This is a genomic window from Solidesulfovibrio sp., assembly GCF_029978005.1.
GTDB lineage: Bacteria > Desulfobacterota > Desulfovibrionia > Desulfovibrionales > Desulfovibrionaceae > Solidesulfovibrio.
Genome location: NZ_JARKOZ010000014.1, coordinates 1 through 19,766, shown reverse-complemented (window position 1 = coordinate 19,766; position 19,766 = coordinate 1). Strand labels below are relative to the sequence as shown.

At 69.0% G+C, this 19,766-nt stretch carries 16 protein-coding genes; 10 read left to right on the top strand and 6 right to left on the bottom strand.

Going from position 1 to position 19,766, the window contains the following annotated elements; translation table 11 throughout:
* Positions 1–213: 213 nt before the first annotated feature.
* Positions 214–1,680, bottom strand: coding sequence for an ammonia-forming cytochrome c nitrite reductase subunit c552 (locus Q1K70_RS01615; protein ID WP_300154826.1), 1,467 nt, complete (start codon positions 1,678–1,680; stop codon positions 214–216).
* 35 nt (positions 1,681–1,715) lie between these two features.
* Positions 1,716–2,162 (bottom strand): cytochrome c nitrite reductase small subunit, encoded by a 447-nt coding sequence (nrfH, locus tag Q1K70_RS01610; protein WP_300154824.1) that lies wholly within the window; start codon positions 2,160–2,162, stop codon positions 1,716–1,718.
* 402 nt (positions 2,163–2,564) lie between these two features.
* Here nrfH and Q1K70_RS01605 point away from each other — a divergent pair, with 402 nt between their 5' ends.
* From Q1K70_RS01605 to Q1K70_RS01565, 9 genes are all read left to right on the top strand, one after another.
* On the top strand, positions 2,565–3,125 hold the full coding sequence (locus tag Q1K70_RS01605) for a NapC/NirT family cytochrome c (protein WP_300154821.1): 561 nt from the start codon (positions 2,565–2,567) through the stop codon (positions 3,123–3,125).
* A gap of 26 nt (positions 3,126–3,151) precedes the next feature.
* Positions 3,152–3,601: a hypothetical protein gene (locus Q1K70_RS01600; protein WP_300154818.1), complete on the top strand. Its 450-nt coding sequence runs from the start codon at positions 3,152–3,154 to the stop codon at positions 3,599–3,601.
* Between the two features lie 97 nt (positions 3,602–3,698).
* Positions 3,699–5,957 (top strand): nitrate reductase, encoded by a 2,259-nt coding sequence (locus tag Q1K70_RS01595; protein ID WP_300154815.1) that lies wholly within the window; start codon positions 3,699–3,701, stop codon positions 5,955–5,957.
* A 44-nt stretch (positions 5,958–6,001) separates the two neighbouring features.
* A complete protein-coding gene (locus Q1K70_RS01590) occupies positions 6,002–8,146 on the top strand; it encodes a nitrate- and nitrite sensing domain-containing protein (RefSeq protein WP_300154812.1) in 2,145 nt (714 codons plus the stop codon).
* 25 nt (positions 8,147–8,171) lie between these two features.
* A complete protein-coding gene (locus Q1K70_RS01585; protein ID WP_300154809.1) occupies positions 8,172–8,432 on the top strand; it encodes a chaperone NapD in 261 nt (86 codons plus the stop codon).
* A 49-nt stretch (positions 8,433–8,481) separates the two neighbouring features.
* Entirely contained in the window at positions 8,482–8,979 is a 498-nt protein-coding gene (locus Q1K70_RS01580) for a 4Fe-4S dicluster domain-containing protein (RefSeq protein ID WP_300154806.1), read from the top strand.
* Positions 8,976–9,836: a 4Fe-4S binding protein gene (locus tag Q1K70_RS01575; protein ID WP_300154803.1), complete on the top strand. Its 861-nt coding sequence runs from the start codon at positions 8,976–8,978 to the stop codon at positions 9,834–9,836. Before Q1K70_RS01580 ends, Q1K70_RS01575 begins: the two co-directional genes overlap by 4 nt.
* Before the next feature lie 51 nt (positions 9,837–9,887).
* Entirely contained in the window at positions 9,888–12,143 is a 2,256-nt protein-coding gene (locus tag Q1K70_RS01570) for an ATP-binding protein (protein WP_300154800.1), read from the top strand.
* Positions 12,144–12,146: 3 nt separating this feature from the next.
* The gene (locus tag Q1K70_RS01565) at positions 12,147–13,541 is read left to right on the top strand and encodes a sigma-54 dependent transcriptional regulator (RefSeq protein ID WP_300154797.1); all 1,395 of its coding nucleotides are present in this window, start codon (positions 12,147–12,149) and stop codon (positions 13,539–13,541) included.
* A gap of 118 nt (positions 13,542–13,659) precedes the next feature.
* Here the strand turns inward: Q1K70_RS01565 and Q1K70_RS01560 are convergent, their stop codons facing one another.
* The 4 genes from Q1K70_RS01560 to Q1K70_RS01545 form a co-directional block, all read right to left on the bottom strand.
* A complete protein-coding gene (locus tag Q1K70_RS01560) occupies positions 13,660–15,666 on the bottom strand; it encodes an ATP-binding protein (protein ID WP_300154794.1) in 2,007 nt (668 codons plus the stop codon).
* Between the two features lie 185 nt (positions 15,667–15,851).
* Positions 15,852–16,214 (bottom strand): response regulator, encoded by a 363-nt coding sequence (locus tag Q1K70_RS01555; RefSeq protein ID WP_300154791.1) that lies wholly within the window; start codon positions 16,212–16,214, stop codon positions 15,852–15,854.
* 14 nt (positions 16,215–16,228) lie between these two features.
* Positions 16,229–17,131, bottom strand: coding sequence for a hypothetical protein (locus Q1K70_RS01550; protein WP_300154788.1), 903 nt, complete (start codon positions 17,129–17,131; stop codon positions 16,229–16,231).
* A 122-nt stretch (positions 17,132–17,253) separates the two neighbouring features.
* Positions 17,254–18,204, bottom strand: coding sequence for a PilZ domain-containing protein (locus Q1K70_RS01545; RefSeq protein ID WP_300154785.1), 951 nt, complete (start codon positions 18,202–18,204; stop codon positions 17,254–17,256).
* A gap of 162 nt (positions 18,205–18,366) precedes the next feature.
* On the opposite strand from Q1K70_RS01545, the gene Q1K70_RS01540 reads away from it, so the two are divergent.
* Entirely contained in the window at positions 18,367–19,527 is a 1,161-nt protein-coding gene (locus tag Q1K70_RS01540) for an iron-containing alcohol dehydrogenase (RefSeq protein ID WP_300154782.1), read from the top strand.
* Positions 19,528–19,766 lie beyond the last annotated feature (239 nt).

Sequence of the window (19,766 nt, the reverse complement as noted above, 5' to 3'; positions counted from 1 at the left end):
GATTTCGCCGCCACCCTACCCCGAACCGGGCCGGGAAACCAGGGGCGGCCGGGCGAAAGGCCCGCCCGGAATTCCGGACGGGCCTCGCCCGCCGCCGGCCAGGCCGCGCGCCTGGGGCGGCGTCCGCGAGGCGCGGGCAGGCACGCTTCACGGACAGTCTACGCAACCGTCAGCTTTTCCTGAAAAATACCACCGTATTTTTCAAGACTCCCACTAGAAGCGTTCCTGGACGCCCAGAGGGTCCTTGAACTCCTGCTGGGGCTGATTGCCAAGCTTCTTCGCGCCGCGCCCCTCCAGGTACTTGGCCAGTTCCAGGTCGACCTTGACCGGGACGTCCTCGCCGGCCTTGGCCAGGATCTGGCGCAGGTAGCCCTCGGACTTGGCCGCGAAGGCCACGGAGTCGCCGAGCACGCGCAGGGCTTCGGTGGGGTTGTGGAAGCCCATGGAGTTTTCCGCGCCGATGAAAAGGGAGCGGTAGAAGGCTTCCTCGTAGAACTCCTTGGCCTTGTCGTAGAGGGCCTTGTCGATGGGCTTGCCGGCGTCGCGGGCCTTATGCACGGCCTCGAGGAGCTTGGCCGCCGTGGCCGTGGCGTTGCCGGCCCGGATCTGGAGGGAAACGGTGCGGTCCTGGATGGCCACCACCTGCTCCTTGAGCCAGTCTGCCGTCTCGGTGTGGCACTGCATGCAGGCCTTCATGTCGTTTTTGAGCGGGCTCATGACCCGGTGGTCCGAGACCTTGCGCACGCCGACCTTGGTGTAGGGCATGTGGCAGTCGGCGCAGGCCGCGCCGGCCTTCCAGTGCACGCTCTTGTTGGAGAAGAGCTCGAACTCGGGGTGGCGGATGTAGGCCAGTTTGAAGCCGGTGACCGTCTGCTTCCACTCCTTGAGGGTGTCGTCGTGGGCGATGCGCTTGACGATGTCCTCGATGGTGATGCCGCCCCACTTGCTCCCCTGCCACGGGAAGAGGATGCCCACGGACTGCATCTCGGCGTTCTTGTTGATGTTATAGGTCACGTGGCACTGGGCGCAGACCATGGAGCGCATGTCCTGGCGGGTGAGGTCCGCCTGCTTGACGCCCATGGAGTCGAGGGCCTCGCCCAAGGTGAAGCCGCGCGAAATCTTGAGCGACATGTCCTTGTTGTCGTGGCAGTCGATGCAGGCCACGCCCAGATTGCGGAATTTCTCCGGAATCTTGTTGAGCACGTCCTTGAAGGGCAGCTTGTAGTACTCGACGCCCATCTCCTTTTCCAGCAGCGGGGCGTAGGGCGACTTGCAGCTCAGGCACACGCCGCCGGCCTTGACCCGGGAGGAATCGATCTCCACCTGGTCGCGCAGCATGTGGGCGTGGCCGCGCGGCTCGTTGTACTCCACGCCGAAGCCCCAGCCGTTGAACAAAAGCGCCATGTACGGGAACTCGGCCAGCTTGTCGTAGGTGATGCCGTCGGCGTCGAAACCGCGCTTGTACTTGCTCTTGCCGGCCGGCTCGGGCTGCTCGGTCTTCTTCCAGCTCTCGTATTCCTCGGGATAGGCCTTGCCCCACACGGCCGGGTCGATCTCGCCGTCCGGGATGGTCACGGTCTTGACCGGTTCGGGCTTGGGCGGCGAGCAGGCGTAGGGCACGAACAGGAATGCGGCGATCCCCAGGGCCAGGGCGGCGTTGATGACGGTTTTGCCTCGCATGGTCTTCCTCTCTAGTGGATGGTTGTCTGTCCGTGTCAGCGCGTTTCCACGGCCCCGGTCCGGGCGTGGGTGATGCGGCGGTGGCAGTCCGTGCAGGGACGGCCCTGGTCGATCATGTCCACGGCCGCCTCGTGGCAGCGGATGCAGTTGGCCTGCAGCACCTCCTTGCCATGGGCGGAGATGCGGATGTTTTCCGGCACGCGGCCGGAATGGAACACCACCACGTCCTTCATGCCGTCGATGGCCTTCCAGACGTAGTGCCCCGCCATGTTGTCATTGGGCAGGTGGCATTCCACGCAGGCCTTGCGCCGGTGCGCGCCCTGGTGAAACCAGGCTTCGTACTGCGCCTCCATGACATGGCAGGAGGCGCAGAAATCCGGGCTTTCGGATTTGGCCAGCAGCCGCGGCGGCCCCAGGGCCAGAAAGAGCCCCGCTGCGGCCACGACCAGACCGGCCAGGGCCAGGTGGATCTTCTTCGGCATCTCGTCCCTTCCTTCCTTTGGCCAAATAATCGGGAGGCCGCCCACCGACATCCCGGCAGGGCGGCCTGTGCAAAAGACAAACCAGCCCGCGTCGCCGTGACGCCGGCCGGGACAGAAACGGGCCGGACCGGCCCGGCGCAAGCCTTCGGCCGCCTCCCGCCCCTTTCAACCGGGCGAAGGCGCACCTCGGAGGAACGCCGCGACCTGTCATATCCATCCGACAGTGTCTGTTTTTCCTGACAACAGTCAGGGAAAGCGGACACCCGGCACTGTCACGCCAACAGGCCAAAGCCGCGATTCCCGCGCCTTCCCGGGGGGCCGCCCCCATGGCATGTCTCTTGCTTTTTGCCTGGAACAACCGACCATTGGACAGATGCAGCCAAGGAAACGCGGGAAGTTCCCATGAAAAAGACCGCTGTCGTGACGATCTCCTGCCTCGCGGCGTTTATAACGCTCAGCAGCGTATACGCCGTCAGGAAGACATCCACCACGGAATTCTGCCTTTCCTGCCACGAGATGGAGACGCACGGCTTCGAGCTCAAACGTTCCGCCCACGCAGTGGACAAGGACAAAAAGCCAATTACCTGCGCCCAGTGCCACATGCCCCCGGGATACGGCCTCGATTACTTCATGGTGAAGTCCTACCTCGGCGTGCGCGACGCCGCCGCCCACCTTCTCGGCGACGTCGACGACCTGGACCGGCGGGAGATGCAGGGCGTGGCCCGGCGCTTCGTGGCCGACGCCAGCTGCCGGGCCTGCCACGCCGACCTGACGAAAAACGTCAAGGGCGAGCCCATAAGCCCGGAAGGCAAGAAGGCCCACGACGCCTGGCTCGGCAAGGACGGCAACGCCCGCCGGACCTGCGCCGGCTGCCATGCCAACATGGCCCACCTGCCCGTCTTCGACCGGCGATACGCGGTCAACGCCGCCTTCGCCGCCAAACTGCCCCAGGCCGGGGAATAAGCCCGGCAGGCCACGAGGGAACCGTCATGAACAAACGCACCTGGCTTCTCGTCGTCCTGGGGCTGGCCGTCCTGGTCGCGGCCTACTTCTCCTACCTGACCCTGGGGTTCACCGGCACCCGCTGCGAAGGGGCCAAGGTCCGCCACGGCGAGGTCACGGACGAGCAGGGCGACTGTTACGCCTGCCACAGGAAGGCCACGCCCAAGGTGGCCCAGGACTGGTTCGAGAGCAAACACGGCATGCTGCTGGTCAAATGCTACGTCTGCCACGGCCTGCCCGACGGCAAGGGCTCGGTGCCCTTTTCCGCCAACCCCAGCGCCGAGGTGGCCTGCCAGCGCTGCCACGCCCCGGCCATGCAGCGCATGGCCGAGAAGTTCGGTGTGCGCGACCACTGCGACGGCTGCCACGGCTTCCACGCCAACTCCCTGCACCACGAAGCCTTCACCAAGTCCGTTTCCAAGGAAAAAGCCGAATGAGGCGCGCGAAGCATTGTTCCGACACGTTGCCGCGAAACGCCGTGCGCGCGGACAGCCAGGACACGACCCCAGCCCGGCCGGGCCAAGGAGGAGCGACATGTCGCTGACCAGACGAGACTTCATAAAATATTCCGCAGTGATGGCCGCGTTCGCCCTCCTCGATCCGGCGCGGGCCACGGCCGCCCCGGACCAGGGGCCGCAAACCTGGGTCAAGGGCGTGTGCCGCTACTGCGGCACGGGCTGCGGGGTGATGGTCGGGGTGCGCGACGGCAAGGTGGTCATGGTCAAGGGCGATCCCAACAACCACAACAAGGGCCTGCTCTGCCTCAAAGGGGCGCTTCTGCCGGCCGTGGTCAACGCCCCGGACCGCCTGACCAGGCCGCTTGTCCGCAAAAACGGCCAGTTGACCCCGGTCACCTGGGACGAGGCCCTGACCCTCACCGCCGCGCGCTTCAAGGACGTGCTGGAAAAGCACGGCCCCAAGGCCGTGGCCTACTACGGTTCGGGCCAGGCGCTCACCGAAGAGTCCTACCTGGCCAACAAGATCTTCAAGGCGGGCCTGCGGTCCAACAACGTGGACGGCAACCCGCGCCTGTGCATGGCCTCGGCCGTGGGCGGCTACACCACCACCTTCGGCAAGGACGAGCCCATGGGCTGCTACGAGGACATGGACGCCGCCACCTGCTTCTTCGTCATCGGCTCCAACACCTCCGAGTGCCACCCGGTGCTCTTCCGGCGGCTGGCCGCCCGCAAGCAGGCCGACCCCAACGTCAAGGTGATCGTGGTCGATCCCCGGCTCACCAACACCGCCCGCATCGCCGACCTGCACCTGCCCATCATCCCGGGCACGGACCTGGCGCTTATGAACGCCATGGCCCACGTCATCATCAGCGAGGAGATGGACGACCCGCGCTTCCACGGCAAGTACGCGGTCTTCCGGCAGATGGTGGACGGCAAGCCCGAGGAGAGAAGCTTCGACGACTACCGGGCCTTCGTGGCCCAGTACCCGCCCGAGAAGGCGGCGGAGATCACCGGCGTGCCGGCCGCCTCCATCGTGGCGGCGGCCAAGCTCTTCGCGTCCTCGAGCGCCACCATGTCGCTGTGGTGCATGGGGCTCAACCAGCGTATCCAGGGGGTGTGGGCCAACAACCTGGTGCACAACCTGCATCTGCTCACGGGCAAGATCTGCAAGCCCGGCTCCACCAGCTTTTCCCTGACCGGCCAGCCCAATGCCTGCGGCGGCGTGCGCGATACCGGCTCCCTGGCCCACCTCCTGCCGGGGGGCCGGGTCATCGCCAACAAGGCCCACCGCAACGAGATGGAAAAGATCTGGGGCATTCCCCAGGACAGCATCGCCCCGGAGCCCGGGCTTTTCACCACGGCCATGTTCGGGGCGCTGGGCGACTCGGTCAAGGCCATGCTGGTCCTTTGCACCAACCCGGCCCAGAGCCTGCCCAACGTGCGGAAGTACGCCGCCAATCTCAGGAAGGACACCAAGTTCCTGGCCGTCATCGAGGCCTTCGGCGACGCCGAGACCCTCAAGTACGCCGACGTGGTCTTCCCGGCCGCCTTCTGGTGCGAGCGCGACGGCGTCTACGGCTGCGGCGAGCGGCGCTACGCGCTCATCGAAAAGGCCGTGGATCCCCCGGGAGAGGCGCGCCCGAGCGTCGACATCCTGGTCGACCTGGCCCTGCGCCTGGGCGTGGACCCCAAGCTCGTGCCTTTCAAGAACGCCTCGGACGTCTGGGACGAATGGCGCGAGGTCTCCAGCCACTCGGCCTACAACTTCAAGGGCATGACCCGCGAGCGGCTGCGCAAGACCTCGGGCCTGCTGTGGCCCTGCCCGACCGAGGACCATCCGGGCACGAAGATCCGCTACGCCCGGGGCGAGGACCCCAACATCCCGGCCGACCATCCCGACAAGTTCGTCTTCTACGGCAACCCGAACGGCAAGGCCATCATGTGGCTGCGGCCCCACAAGCCGGCGGCCGAGCCGCCCGACGCCGCCTACCCCTTCGTCCTGACCACCGGCCGGGTCATCGACCAGTGGCACACCGGCACCATGACCGGCAAGGTGCCGGAAATCCACAAGGCCTTTCCCGCGGCCTTCGTGGAGGTCAACCAGGAGGACGCCAAGCGCCTGGGCATCGCCAACGGCGACACGGTGCGCCTGGAGACCCGCCGGGGCAGCGTGGACCTGCCGGCCCGGGTGGGCGAGATCTGCCGGCCGGGACTCGTGTTCACGCCCTTTTACGACGCCAAAAAGCTCGTCAACGAACTCACAGTCGACGCCATCGACGACATCTCCAAGCAACCGGAATTCAAGATCTGCGCCGCCAAGGTGGCCAAGGTCTGAGGCAGGGGACGCCGGGAAGCACTTTTTACGACAAAGGGGCCGAGATGCTTGCGAATATGAAGATGTCCAGCAAGCTCAGCTTGTTGCTCGCCCTCCCCATGGCCGCGTTCCTGTTCTATGCCGCCACGGAAAGCTACGGCCGTTGGCAGGCCCTGAGCAGGCTGACCCAAACCGAACAACTGCTTCGCGTCACGCAATCGATCGGGGAACTCGTCCACGAACTGCAAAAGGAACGCGGCCTGTCCTCCGGCCACGTCAGCAGCCGGGGCGCGCGCTTCGGCCAGGAGCTCGAACAGCAGAGGAAACTGAGCGACGCGGCCCGCGCCAGGCTCGAAGCGGTCATGCAGACCTTGGGCGGGCAGGCGGACGCCCAGTTCCAGTCCATCCTCGCGCCGGTGCTGGCCCAGCTTCGCGAACTGGCCGCCACCCGGGCGGCGGTGACCGAGCTGCGCTTCGACGCCCTCAAGGTCATCGCCAGCTACAACGCCTGCATCGCCAGCATGCTCGACGGCGTTTCCCAGGGCATGTCCCTGGCCGGCGGCACGGGCATGAGCCTGCCCTGCGCCTCGATCCTCCAGCTCATGCGCGGCAAGGAGATCGCCGGCCAGGAGCGCGCCAGCCTGAATGGGGCCTTCGCCGCCGGCACGTTCAGCAAGCAGCTCTACCGGGACTGGCTCGTTCGGGTGAGCGCCCAGGACACCTACCTGCGCTCCTTCGCCGACATGGGCGGCAAGGAGGCGCGGACGCTCCTCGAAGAGAAGCTCAGGAACGCCGACGCCGAGGTGGAGCGCTTCCGCGAGCTGGCCTTCGCCAACTCGGACAAGCCGCGCCTGGACGTGGACCCGGCCGCCTGGTTCGCCGCCTCCACCCGGCGCATCGACCTCATGATGCAGGTGGAAAAGGCCTGGGACGAGGCCACCGGCGGGCAGGTCGCCGCCCTGCTGCAAAGCGCCAGGCGCTCCCTGCTCCTCATGGGCGCGAGCGCCGTGTGCATCGCCCTGGTCACCGCGACCATCGGCCGGCGGATCTGCCTCGCCGTGGCCCGCCCTCTGCGCCGCACCCTGGACTTCGCCGAGAAGATCAGCCAGGGCGAACTGGAGGCCAGCCTGGACGTGGACCAGACCGACGAGATCGGCGGACTGGCCGTGGCGCTGCGGGCCATGGTGGGGCGGCTCAAGGAGCAGATCGACAAGGCCCGGGAGCAGTTCGCCCTGGCCCGGGAGCGGGGGGAGGCGGCGGAACAGTGCCGCCTGTCCGCCGAGGCCGCCGGCCGGGAGGCCGGGGTACGGGCGGAAAGCCTCGCCCACGCCGCCGACAGGATCCGGTCCGTGGCGGAAAAGGTCGCCGCGGCCCTGGCCCAGCTGTCCGAGCAGATCGCCCTGTCCGGCCGGGGAGCCGAGGGCCAGGCGCGGCGCATCGGCGAAACGGCCACGGCCATGGAGCAGATGAACGCCACCGTGCTCGAGGTCGCCGCCAACGCCGCCAGCGCCGTCCGGACCGCCGAGCAGGCCCGGGCCCGGGCCGCGGACGGCGCGCGGGCCGTGGGCGAGGTCGTGTCCGGCATCGCCCAGGTCCAGCGCCAGTCCCAGGAAATGAAGAGCGACATGGGGAACCTCGGCCGGCAGGCCCAGGGCATCGGCCAGATCCTCGACGTCATCTCCGACATCGCCGACCAGACCAACCTGCTGGCCTTGAATGCCGCCATCGAGGCGGCCCGGGCCGGCGAGGCCGGACGCGGCTTCGCCGTGGTCGCCGACGAGGTGCGAAAGCTCGCCGAAAAGACCATGACCGCCACCAAGGAAGTGGGCGCGGCCATCGCCGGCATCCAGACCGGGACCCGCAAGAACATCGACCACGTGGAACGGGCGGGAAAGACCATCGAGGAGGTCACCGGCCTGGCCGGCCATTCCGGGGCGTCCCTTCGCGAAATCGTCTCCCTGGCCGAGGCCACCACGGACCAGGTGCGCTCCATCGCCACGGCCTCGGAGCAGCAGTCCGCCGCCAGCGAAACGATCCACCACAGTCTCGAGGACATCAACCGGATCGCCACGGAGACCTCCGAAGCCATGGCGCGCTCGGCCCGGGCCCTTGGCGAACTGACGGATCAGGCCGACATCCTGGAAACGCTCATCGCGGACATGCGTCAAGGCGGCGGCGCGCCCGCGCTTGCGGCCGCCATGGCGGCCTGAGCCCGCCCCCAAGGAGGGTACTCCCATGGCCGTGGCCAGCTTCATCGTGCAGACGAGCAAGGACGGACTCGCGGGCGTCAAGGAAACCCTGGCGCGCCGGCCCGACGCCACGGTCCTGCCCTGGGAGGGGTCGCCGGACCTGGTGGTGGTCATCGAACGGCCAAGCGACGAACTGCCCGCCGTCGAGCGGGCCATCCGGGCCACGCCGGGTGTTTTGGCCGTGGCCGCCGCCTACCTGAGCCTCGAGGACGAACTGTCGGGCGCAACGCCGCGCGAACGGGCCTGACCGGCCGCCAGCCGACGCCCGGCCCGGCGCGGCCGGGAAAGGGAGGGACATGTCCGACGGACATCTGCTGCGGCCGCCCGGGGCCCGCGACGAGGACGCCTTTTTGCGGCGCTGCGTGCAGTGCGGCCGCTGCGCCCAGCTGTGCCCCTTCGGCAGCATCTTTCTCGAAGCCGGCTTCGACCCGCGCACCTGCGGCACGCCACGCATCGACCCGCGCCGCACGCCCTGCTGGCTGTGCATGCGCTGCCCGCCGGCCTGCCCCACCGGGGCGCTGCGCCCCGTGACCGAGATGGCCAAGGCGGCCATGGGCCGGGCCTGGCTCGACAAGGCGCGATGCTCCACCTACGAGGGATCGATCCTGTGCAAGACCTGCCACGAGAAATGCCCGCTGCGCAACACGGCCCTGGTCATGGACATGGGGATGTTTCCGGTGGTGACCGACGCCTGCGTGGGCTGCGGCGTGTGCGAGAGCGTCTGTCCCCGCCAGGCCATCGTGACCCTGCCCCGGGCAGCCCTGCCCCCGGACGCAAGCGGAGGGGCGGCATGACGCGCCCGCCCCTTCGTGCCGTGCGGCGCGCCGTCCAGATCGGCGTCGCCCTGGTCATGGCCGCCGTGCCCCTGGCCAACGCCAAGGGCGTCCACTGGATAAGCGGCAACTTCCTGGCCCTGGACGTCCTGGGCCTGCCGCTCGGCGATCCCCTGGCCGTGGCCCAGGTCGCGGCCTCGGCCCGGGCCGTGGCCTGGCCGGCGGCTCTGGGCGCGGGATTGGCCCTGGTCCTGGCCCTGGCCCTGGGGCCGGTCTTTTGCGCCTACGCCTGCCCCTACGGACTTTTGTCCGAATGGGCCCACGCCCTCTCCCGCCGCCTGGGCCGCGCGCGCCCCGGCCGGTTTCCCCGGGGGGGCCTGGCCGCGCGAACCCTTCTGGCCGGCATCGGGCTCGCAGCGGTCGGCGTCCTCGGCCTGCCGCCGCTGCTCAATCTCCTGTCGCTTCCGGCCGCCTATTCCAGGCTGTGGCAGCACGCCGCAAGCGGACTCTTCTGGCTCCCCGTGCTGGCCGTGCCGGCCCTGCTTCTCGTCGAGGCCCTTTGCGGCGCGCGGCTGTGGTGCCGGTTCGTCTGTCCCCAGTCCGTGCTCCTGGCCCTTGTCCACCGCCTGGCTGCGCACGGGCTTCGCCTGGCCTTCGAGGCGAAACGCTGCACCTGCGGCCGGGACGATCGGGCTTGCCTGACCGCCTGCTCCCTGGACCTCGACCCCAGGCGCAAGACCCCGTCCGCCGCCTGCACCAACTGCGGCGACTGCGTGGAAGCCTGCCGGCGGCGGGGCCGGGCGTTGGGTTTTTCTCTGGGACCGCGCCGGGAAAATCCCGGGGAATCGGGCTCGACAAGGCCGGCCGGCGGATTGTAAGAATAAGGGACTCTCGCCGAAACGCCGCGACGCTTCGGACTGGGGATCGCCATGAAACGCATGATCGTCATCCCGGTGCTGCTGGGGCTTTTCTGGACCGGACTGCTCCTGGTTCTTTTCCTGTGGAACGTGGCCGGCGAGCGCCGCCACATCATGGAGCTGGCCGAGTACCAGGCCAGGGCGTTTTTTCAGCAGATCCTGGCCGCCCGGGCCTGGAACGCCGCCCACGGCGGCGTGTTCGTGCCCGTGGGCCCGAACGTCGCGCCAAACCCCCACCTGCCCGTGGCCGAACGGTCCCTGGCGACCGCCTCCGGCGAGACCCTGGTGCGCATCAATCCGGCCTACATGACCCGGCAGATCGCCGAAATCGCCGCCTTAAACGCGGGCGTGCACTTTCACATCACGAGCCTGGCCCCCATCCGGCCCGAAAACGCGCCGGACGCCTGGGAACGCGAGACCCTGGCCGAACTCCCCCCAAACGGCCGCTTCGAGCTGGTCTTCGGCGGCGCGGACAAGGGCCAGTTCCGCTTCATGGCTCCGCTTTTGACCGAAGAGAGCTGCCGGGGCTGCCATCCGGCGGCGGTGGTCGGCACGGCCCGGGGCGGCATCAGCGTCTCGGCCCCGGCCGGCCCCCTGCTCGCCTCGCGCGACCGCAACCAGCGCACCCTGGCCGCCACCTACGGCATCATCTGGGTGGTGGGCCTGCTCGGCATCGGCGGCTCCACCTTCGAGATCAGCCGCCGCCGGGAGAAGGCCGAAGAATTAAGCCGCATGAAAAGCCGCTTCCTGGCCAACATGAGCCACGACATGCGCACGCCCCTGACCGGCATCATCGGCCTGTCCGAGCGCCTGCTGCGCGAGGACCTGCCCCCCCGGGCCGCGCGCTACGCCAAGCTCGTCATCCATTCGGCCGGATCGCTGCTCGAGATCGTGGGCGACATCCTGGACGTCTCCCGCCTGGATTCCGGCCGGCTGGAGCTCGAGGCCCGGCCCTTCTCCCTGCGCCGGGCCGTGGAGCAAACCAGCGGCATCTTCGCCTTCACCGCCAGGGACAAGGGGCTGGAATTCTCCGTGCACGTCGCGCCGGAGACGCCGGCCTGCCTCGTGGGCGACGCCTTCCGCTACCGCCAGGTGCTGGCCAACCTCCTCGGCAACGCCGTGAAGTTCACCGAACGCGGCGGCGTGCGCCTGGAGGTGGACGTGGTCCCGGGCAGGACGCCCCGGGGCGTGTGCATCCGCACGATGGTCTCGGACACCGGCGTGGGCGTGGCCAAAGAGGACCAGGGGCGCATCTTCGAGTGCTTCAGCCAGGTGGACGACTCCCTGTCCCGGCGGCACGCCGGTTCGGGGCTCGGGCTTTGCATCGCCCGGGAGATCGCCCGGATGATGGGCGGCGACATCGCCGTGGAGAGCGTTCCGGGCCGGGGAAGCGCCTTCGCCTTCACCGCCGTTTTGGCCGTGGGGCCCGAGACGGCCCTGCCCGAGGAAGCGGCCCGACATACGGAACTGGCGGATGCCGGACCGGACCGCGCCCTGGCCGGTCTTCGGGTGCTGGTCGTGGACGACCACAACGCCAACCGGATTCTTTTAAGCGACATCCTGCGCGAGGACGGGGCCGAGGTGCGCCTGGCCGCCGGCGGCCCCGAGGCCCTGGCCCTTTTGCGCAAGGCACCGAGCGACCTGATCCTGCTCGACCTGCAGATGCCCGGCATGGACGGCGTCGAAGTGTTGCGCCGCCTGCGCGGCCTGGAAACCGAGCTCGACCGCGAGCGCACGCCCGTGCTCATCCTCACCGCCTTCGCCCTGCCCGAGGACCAGGCCGTGCTGCCGGCCGGGGAAATCGAAGGCGTGGTGGGCAAGCCCATCGACGTGGCCGCCCTGCACCGGGCCATGCGCGCCGCCGTGGGAGCGCGCTCCATCGCCGTGCCCCCGGCGGCGGCCGACGCCCCGGGACGAGGCGGAGCCGACGGCGGTCTCCTCGAAACGGACGCGGCCCTGCGCCTGCTCGGCGGACGCAAGGACCTCTACCGCCTGCTGGCCTCGGATTTCCTGGAAAGCGCCCCGGCCCTGGCCGCGGCCTTCGAGGAGGCGGCCGGGCGCGGCGACCTGGCCGAGGCCTCCCGACTCATGCATACGCTCAAGTCCGGCGCGGCGTCGCTTGGCGCGGCCGGGCTGCGGGAGGCGGCCGCCCGCCTGGAACTGCTGGCCAGGGCGCGCGAAGCCGTGCCCGACGCGGACCGGCGGGAGCTTCGCGACGTGCTCGACCGCACGAGCCAAGCCCTGCGCCGGGCCGCTTCCCTCGGGTAGGCCGTGGCCCGCATCCTCGCCCTCGACGACGACCGCCTGGTGCAGCGGCTCATCGGCGTCACCGCCACGGAGCTCGGCCACGAGGCCCTGGCCGCCTCGACCCTGGCCGAGGGCCTGGCCCTTTGCCGGGAGCGCGGCTGCGACGTCGTCTTTCTGGACGTGCTCCTGCCCGACGGCAACGGCCTGGAACGCATCCCGGAACTGCGCGCCCTGCCCGACCCGCCGGAGATCGTCATCGTCACCGGCCACGGCGACGCGGCCGGGGCCGACCTGGCCATCCGCCACGGAGCCTGGGACTTCCTCGCCAAGCCCCTGTCCCTGGACAACCTGCGGCTCATCCTCGAACGGGTGGTGGCCTTTCGCCGGCAGCGCGCCGGCGCGAGCACCGACCTGTGCGAACTGCGCAGCATCGTAGGGGAGAGCCCGGCCCTTCGCGCCTGCCTGGACCTGGCCGCCCAGGCGGCGGCCAGCGACATCAACGTGCTGCTGCTGGGCGAGACCGGCACCGGCAAGGAGGTCTTCGCCCGGGCCATCCACGACGGCAGCGCCCGGGCGGCCATGCCCTTCGTGGCCATGGACTGCGCCTCGGCCACGGAATCGCTCCTGGAGAGCCAGCTGTTCGGCCACACCCGGGGAGCTTTCACCGGGGCAGACCAGGACCGCGACGGCATGGCCCGGCTGGCGCACCGGGGCACGCTCTTCCTCGACGAGGTGGGCGAGCTGCCCGTGCCCCTGCAGCGCTCCTTCCTGCGCCTGCTCGAGACCCGCCGCTTCCGGCCCATCGGCGGCAAGACCGAGGTGCAAAGCGACTTCCGCCTCATCGCCGCCACCAACCGCAATCTCGTGGAAATGGCCTCCCTGGACCTGTTCCGCACCGACCTGCTCTACCGCTTAAACGGCATCGTCATCACCCTGCCGCCCTTGCGGGAGCGCAAGGAGGACATCCCGCTTCTGTGCCGCCATTTCGTGGAACGGCTGTGCAGCCGCTACGACGCCTGCGGCAAAACGGTGTCCGACGACCTCGTGGAGGCACTCGTGCGCTACGACTGGCCGGGCAACGTGCGGGAACTCGGCCATGCCCTGGAGCGGGCCTTCGCCGCCTCGCGGGGGGAGCCGCAGATTTTCGCCGGGCATCTGCCGCTCGATATCCGCATGGCCGTGGCCCGAAGCCGCCTGGGCGACGGCCGGGCCGGGACGTCCCCGGCCCCGGCCGCGCCGGAGGGCGCGCCCCAAGGCCGAGTCTATCCGCCCTATCGGGAATTCAAGGACGCCTCGGAGCGGGGCTACCTGACCGGACTTCTGGCGGCCACGGCCAGCATCAGCCAGGCGGCCCGGGTCTCCGGCCTGTCCCGCGGCCACCTCTACCAGATGCTCAAGAAGCACGGTCTCGACGGCTGACGCCCCAAGCCCGCCCCGTGGCGTCGTCGGGAGGCGCTGCGGCCGCCGGCGCGTGGACGACGGCTCGTGTCGCGCCGCGAAATGCCTGCCTGCGCGGCATTTTCTCAGGGACGCGACACTACGGCAGCGGGAACCGGAAGGTGAATTTCGAGCCGAGCCCCGGCGTGGAGGCGACCTCCACGGTCCCGCCCAGGCGCTCGACCTCGGCCTTGACCGCGGACAGGCCCACGCCCCGGCCGGACAGGGCGCTCACCTCCTCCTTGGTGGAAAAGGAATCCTCGAAAAGGAGCGCATGGACCTTCTCCAAGGGCAGGCCCGCGACGTCGCCGGGCGCGATCAGGCCCTTGGCCACGGCCGCCCTGGCCACCTTGGCCGCGTCGATGCCCCGGCCGTCGTCCGAGACGCTCAGGCGCGCCTCCCCGCCCTCGAGACGGACCTTGCACTTGACCAGCCCCTGCTCGCGCTTGCCGGCCTCCAGGCGCTCCTCCGGGGACTCGATGCCGTGGTCGATCATGTTCCGGAAAACGTGGACCAGGGACTTGACGAAGCGCTGCACCGCCTCCTTGTCCACGAACACGTCGTCGCCGCCGACGCGAAGCGGCTCCACGGCCTTGCCCAGGCGGTCGGCCAGGGCCTGGAGGTACTCCCGGTACTCGGCCAGGATGTCCTTGAGGGAACGCTGCCGCAGGCGGCGCAGGGCATCGAGGATGCCCCGGCGCTCCGCGCCTTCGGGCAGGGCCATGACCTGCCGCTCGATGTCCCCCAGGGCCTCCTCGCCGATCTGGAAGCGCTCGTCCTTTTCGAAAAAGGACTTGCCCAGGATGTCCGTGAGGATGCCCACGTCCTCCTGGAGCAGGGCCCGGGCGTCCCAGCCGGCGACGATCCCGGTCAGCTCGTCGCGGGCCGGCGCTTCGGGCCTGGCGGACAGCGCGGCCAGCCGGTCCTCCTCGGCGTGCAGGTTGGCGGCGGTGTTGTGCAGCCCGAGCTGGGCGAAGTCGCCCTTGAAGGTGTGGACCAGGCGGAAGATCTCGGCCAGGGCCGCCCCGGGGTCGGCGGCCGCGGCGACGATCACACCGGCGTCGCCCGGGGCGAAGGCCGCCAGTTCCTCCATGGCCAGGTTCACGTCGGACTGCCTGGTCAGGGCCTTGGCCACCATCTTGACGTTGTTGCGCTCCTCGACCATGCGCGCCTCGAGCTTCTTCTTCTCGGTGACGTCGGTGAGGATCAGCATCATGCGCTTCTGGTCGCCGTACCGGATGATCTTGTACTCGATGCTGACGCTGCGGTCGTAGATCGTGACCTCGGGCGGTAGAAGCGACAGGTAGACCTTGGCGCGCAGGGCCTTGTCCGAGGCGAACACGCTCTCGAACACCTGGGCCATGGTCCGGGCCACCCCGGGCGACACGTGGCGGGCCATGAGCGCCACGAAGTCGCGCCCCTCCACGGGCACGCGCAGGATCTGCACGCACTCCAGGCTGTGCTCGCCGGAGACGACCAGGTCCTTGCCGAAGGACAGGAAGCCCTGGCCGGCGTTGTCCATGAGGTTTTTGATGGCGTCGTTTTTCCTGCGCAGCTCCTGGCTCTTCTCCTCGATCTGCTTGCGGTTGCGTATCTCGGCCTCGTTGGCCTCGCGCAGGATCTCCTTTTGCGTCTTGAGCAGCGAAATCTCCATCTCCCTGTTGCGCGACAGTTCGATCATGAAGCGCTTGATGCTCACCACCCCGGAATAGCCCTCGCCGCTGGTGATGACCACGAGGTCGTAGAGCTGGTCGTGGGGCCTGTTCATGGCGATGAGGCCAATGGTGGCGATGTCCACGGACACGTCCACCACCAGGGGCCGGGCGTTCATGATGAGCCTGATGGGGCGGCGCATGAACAGGTCGCGGCCGTAGAGCGAGCCCATCTTCTGGTAGAAGTCGTTGCGCATGACCAGGCCCTTGGGGGCCTGGCCGTCCAGGATGACCACGCCCTCGGCGCTGGGATGGCCGCCGAAGAAGGCGTGCACGGCGCTGCCCGGGTCCGAGGCCGCAAACGTCCGGGTGTGCTCCACCAGGTTGCCGATGGACTGGTCCTCGGCCGGTTGCCCGTCCCGCCTCATGTCCAGATCGTCGACCGTCGTCTCCATACGCCCTCCCCAGAGCCGGGATCGGCCGGGCCGCCTCCTTCGAGGCGGAGTATCCGAAGCCTTCGCACCCGCCGCGGCGGCCTCATGCCGCGTTCTCGGGAAACGGCATGGCCGTTTCCCGAACAACGTCCGAGGCTATCCAGCTATCCCACCAAAATACCAACGTATTCCAGAAGAACCCCAGGCTAGTCGCCGAGCACCTCCGTCACCGCCTCGATGACCTTGTCCGGCTCGAAGGGCTTGGTGACGTAGTGGCGCGCGCCGCTGTCGATGGCTTCCAGGATCTTGGCCCCCTGGCCCAGGGCGCTGATCATCATGACCCGGGCCTCGGGGTCGTGGCCGAGGATGCGCTTGAGGCACTCGATGCCGTTGAGCTTGGGCATGGTGATGTCCATGGTCACCATGTCCGGGCGCAGGGACAGGAACTTCGCCACCCCGTCCTCGCCGTCGACGGCCTCGCCCACCACTTCGTGCCGGGCGTCGGCCAGGATGTTCTTGAGATTGGTCCGGGACACGATGGAGTCATCCACGATCAGTATGCGGGCCATGACGCGTTCCTCCCTTAGCGATGGCGAATGACCGGCGAACCGACGCCGATGAAGAAATGAAACTGCCCGAAGGACAGGGCGAACGGGATGGCGTACACCACGCCCACGGACTTGAGGCTGCCTGCGCTTTTGTATTCCGGGGGCAAAAGCTCCAGCTCCACCCATTCGTTGGACAGCTTGGACAGGTACAGGCCGTTGTGGACGTTCATGAATTCGCCAAGCGAATCCCGGGCCACCGCATCCATGCCGTCCACGTCCATCTTGGCGAAACGGCTGGCGAACCGGGCCATGCCTTCCTCGGTCCCGGAAATGCCGGTGAAGAGCTTGAAGCGCCCTTCGATCTCCTGATGGATCAGGCTGCAAAACGGTTCCTCTTCGACCTTGCGGGCCGGCTCCAGCAGGATGCGGTCATCGATGAAGCGCACCAGGTTGCGCACGAACAGGCTGAAGTAGTCCACGTACATCTTCGTTTCGCCGACCTCGGGCAGGCGCAGCAGGGCCCCGGTCACGGCCTCGATGTCGTTGGCCTTGAGCGCCTCGAACTCCCGGGGGGAAAGCCCGGACTCGCGCTTGTAGGCCTCGAGGTGCTCCTGGAAGTCCTCGAAGCGCATGAGGCCCTTGTCGATGAGCGCCTGGCCGATGAGCAGGTGCCGCCTGTTCTGCTGGCCGAGCAGCCCCGAGAGCCTCTCTTCGTCCAGGTAGCCGCGCTCGATGGCGATTTCGCCGAAGCGCTTGTCCATCCTGGATTGCAGCTGATGGACCTCCTCCACCTGGGGCGCGGTCATATAGCCGGCGTCGATGGCCAGGACGCCGAGCTTGACCCGCACCGCGTCCTGCAGGGCCAGGACGTCCCGCAACTGCTCCAGGGTGATGCACCCGCGCTTGCGCAGGTAGTTTCCGAAAAACTGGCTGAACATGATGCACGCTCCTTGAAAGATGCGGTCCGGCCCGAAGCCCGGCCGCCAAAGCCCATTTTACCGCCCGGACGCGCGGGACGCCTCCGGCGCGGGGTTCGACGCATCGCCGCGCGGCCGCCGCCTCAGGCCACCTTTTCCTCGTCCTTGCGCCCGGTCCGGCCCAGGGGATCGACGTCCGGCTCCTCGCGCAGGGCGAGCTGCCGTTTGAGCTCCCGGTAGTATTCCAATTGATAGGATTGCAGGAGCTTGAGCAGGTCCAGGCTGCCCTCGGCCTGGACGTCCTGCCAGCGGGCGTGCGCCCCCTGCTGCCGGACGGCGATGAACTGCAACCCGAATTCCGGGCGCGTGGCCGGGTCTTCCGTCACCCGGGAATTGCTGACCTTGGCGACGAACACGAAGGCGTCCGTGCGCCCCGTTTCCGGGTCCGTGAATTCGAGCTGCACCAGCAGGCGGCAGCCCTGCGACAGGAAGGGCGCGGACCGGACGTAGGCCTGCCAGGGCAGGGAAAGGCGCAGTCCTCCGGCCGAAATGTTCTTGAGCATGGCCTGCACCTCGTCCGGCCGGCTTTCCGGCTCGACGACGCCGCATTCCTTGAGGATGCGTTCCTGGGATTCGCCCTTGGCCATGCCCCAGACCCCGAGCCGGGGGAGGTGGCGCCGGTGGAGCTTCAGGCGCACGTTGCGGCGCTGCTCCAGGGTGGTGATGCTGGCGGGAAAGGCCACGGTGATGGCCTTTTCGTCCTTGTGCACCGCGGTGACCGTCCCCTGGAAGGTGTGCAGGCGCGGGAACTTGTCCATTTCCTCCTGGACGAGGAAGCGAAACGAGAATTCCCGCCGCTTAAGGCCCTCGCGCATGGCGGCGTCCGCGTCCCGGCTGGCCAGGACCACGCCGTCGCTGCGGACGCCCCGGCAGACCATGTACCGGAAGGACGGGGAAGCCTTCTCCCGGCCGACGGCCATCTGGAAGATGGCCTGCTGCCGCGCGGCCACGCAAAGAAGGCGCGAGGCCGAGGGATCGGGGCGGTTGCCCGTGCGCAGGAAGAAAGTAAGTAAACGCCGGATGGAATCGTACATCTCCTCCGCTCCTGCATGCTGCGTCGGGCGGAGGTATACGGGGAAAATATCGCGGAATGGTGATGAGAGCGTGACCAGTCGGCGCTGGCGGCATGTTGGCCAGGGCCGGCAAGGCTCCTCCCGCCCCTTGCGCCGCCCGGCCGGCCGGGACATACTGGCGGCATGCGATTCACCTTCGCCACGCCGGGAAAAGTCGTCTTCGGCCACAACGCCGCCGATCAGTTGCCGACGCTCGCCGCCGCCCGGGGGCGGGCGGCCCTGGTGGTCACGGGCGCGAACCCGGGCCGTCACGAAGGACTTCTGGCCGCCCTGGGCCGGGCCGGCCTCACGGCCACGGTCTTTCCCGTGGCCGGGGAACCCGACGTCGCGACGGCCGAAGCCGGGGCCCGGCTGGCCCGGGAGGCCGGCTGCGACCTGGTCATCGGCCTTGGCGGCGGCGGCGCGCTGGATACGGCCAAGGCCGCCGCCGCCCTGGCGACCAACATCGAGGACGTGTACGCGTATCTCGAAGTGGTGGGCGAGGGCCGGCCGCTTACGGCGCGTCCCCTGCCCGTCCTGGCCGTGCCGACCACGGCCGGCACCGGGGCCGAGGCCACGGCCAACGCCGTGCTGACCGTGCCGGGAAAGCGCGTCAAGGTGAGCCTGCGCTCGCCCATGATGCTGCCGGAGGTGGCCCTGGTCGATCCGCTGCTTTCGGCTTCCATGCCGCCGGCGGTCACGGCGGCCACAGGCCTCGACGCCCTCACCCAGTTGCTCGAAGCCTTCGTGTCCAACATGGCCAACCCCATGACCGACGCCCTGTGCCGCGAGGGCCTGCGCCGGGCGGCCCGGGCCCTGCCGGCGGCCTACGCCGACGGCGCGGACCTTAACGCCCGCGAGGACATGGCCCTGGCCAGCCTGCTTGGCGGCCTGGCCCTGGCCAACGCCAAGCTCGGGGCGGTGCATGGCTTCGCCGCGCCCCTGGGCGGCCTTTTCGCCGCGCCCCACGGCCAGGTCTGCGCGAGCCTTCTGCCCCACGTCGCCGCGGCCAACATCCGGGCACTTCGCGAACGCGCCCCGGACTCCCCGTCCCTGGCCGCCTACGCCGAGGCGGCGGCGATCCTGACCGGCCGGGACGCGGCCGGCCCCGAGGACGGCGCGGCCTGGCTGGCCGCGACCTGCCGCCGCCTCGACGCGCCGTCCCTTGCCCGCCTGGGCCCCACCGTGGCCGATATCCCGACCATCGTGGCGCAAGCCTCCCGGGCCAGCAGCATGAAGGGCAACCCGGTGGCGCTTTCCGACGAGGAACTGACGGCCATCCTCAAGGCCGCCCTGGCCGCCTGATCCCCGCCCGCGCCGCGAAAAAAGGCGGCCCGACCGAAGCCGGGCCGCCGCGCGCAGGGGTTTCCCCGCGACCGGGCCGCGAGGTCAGGGCACTCTGTTTCCTAGTGTTGCGTCCTTGAAATAAATCTATATACTGGCCTCCAGTTTAGGAGGTCAGGATGGGCGCTCGGGTAAAGGTTGAGTTGACGGAGGAGCAGGCGGCAACGCTGCGGATGCGGGCTGGGTCCGGCAAGACCGAA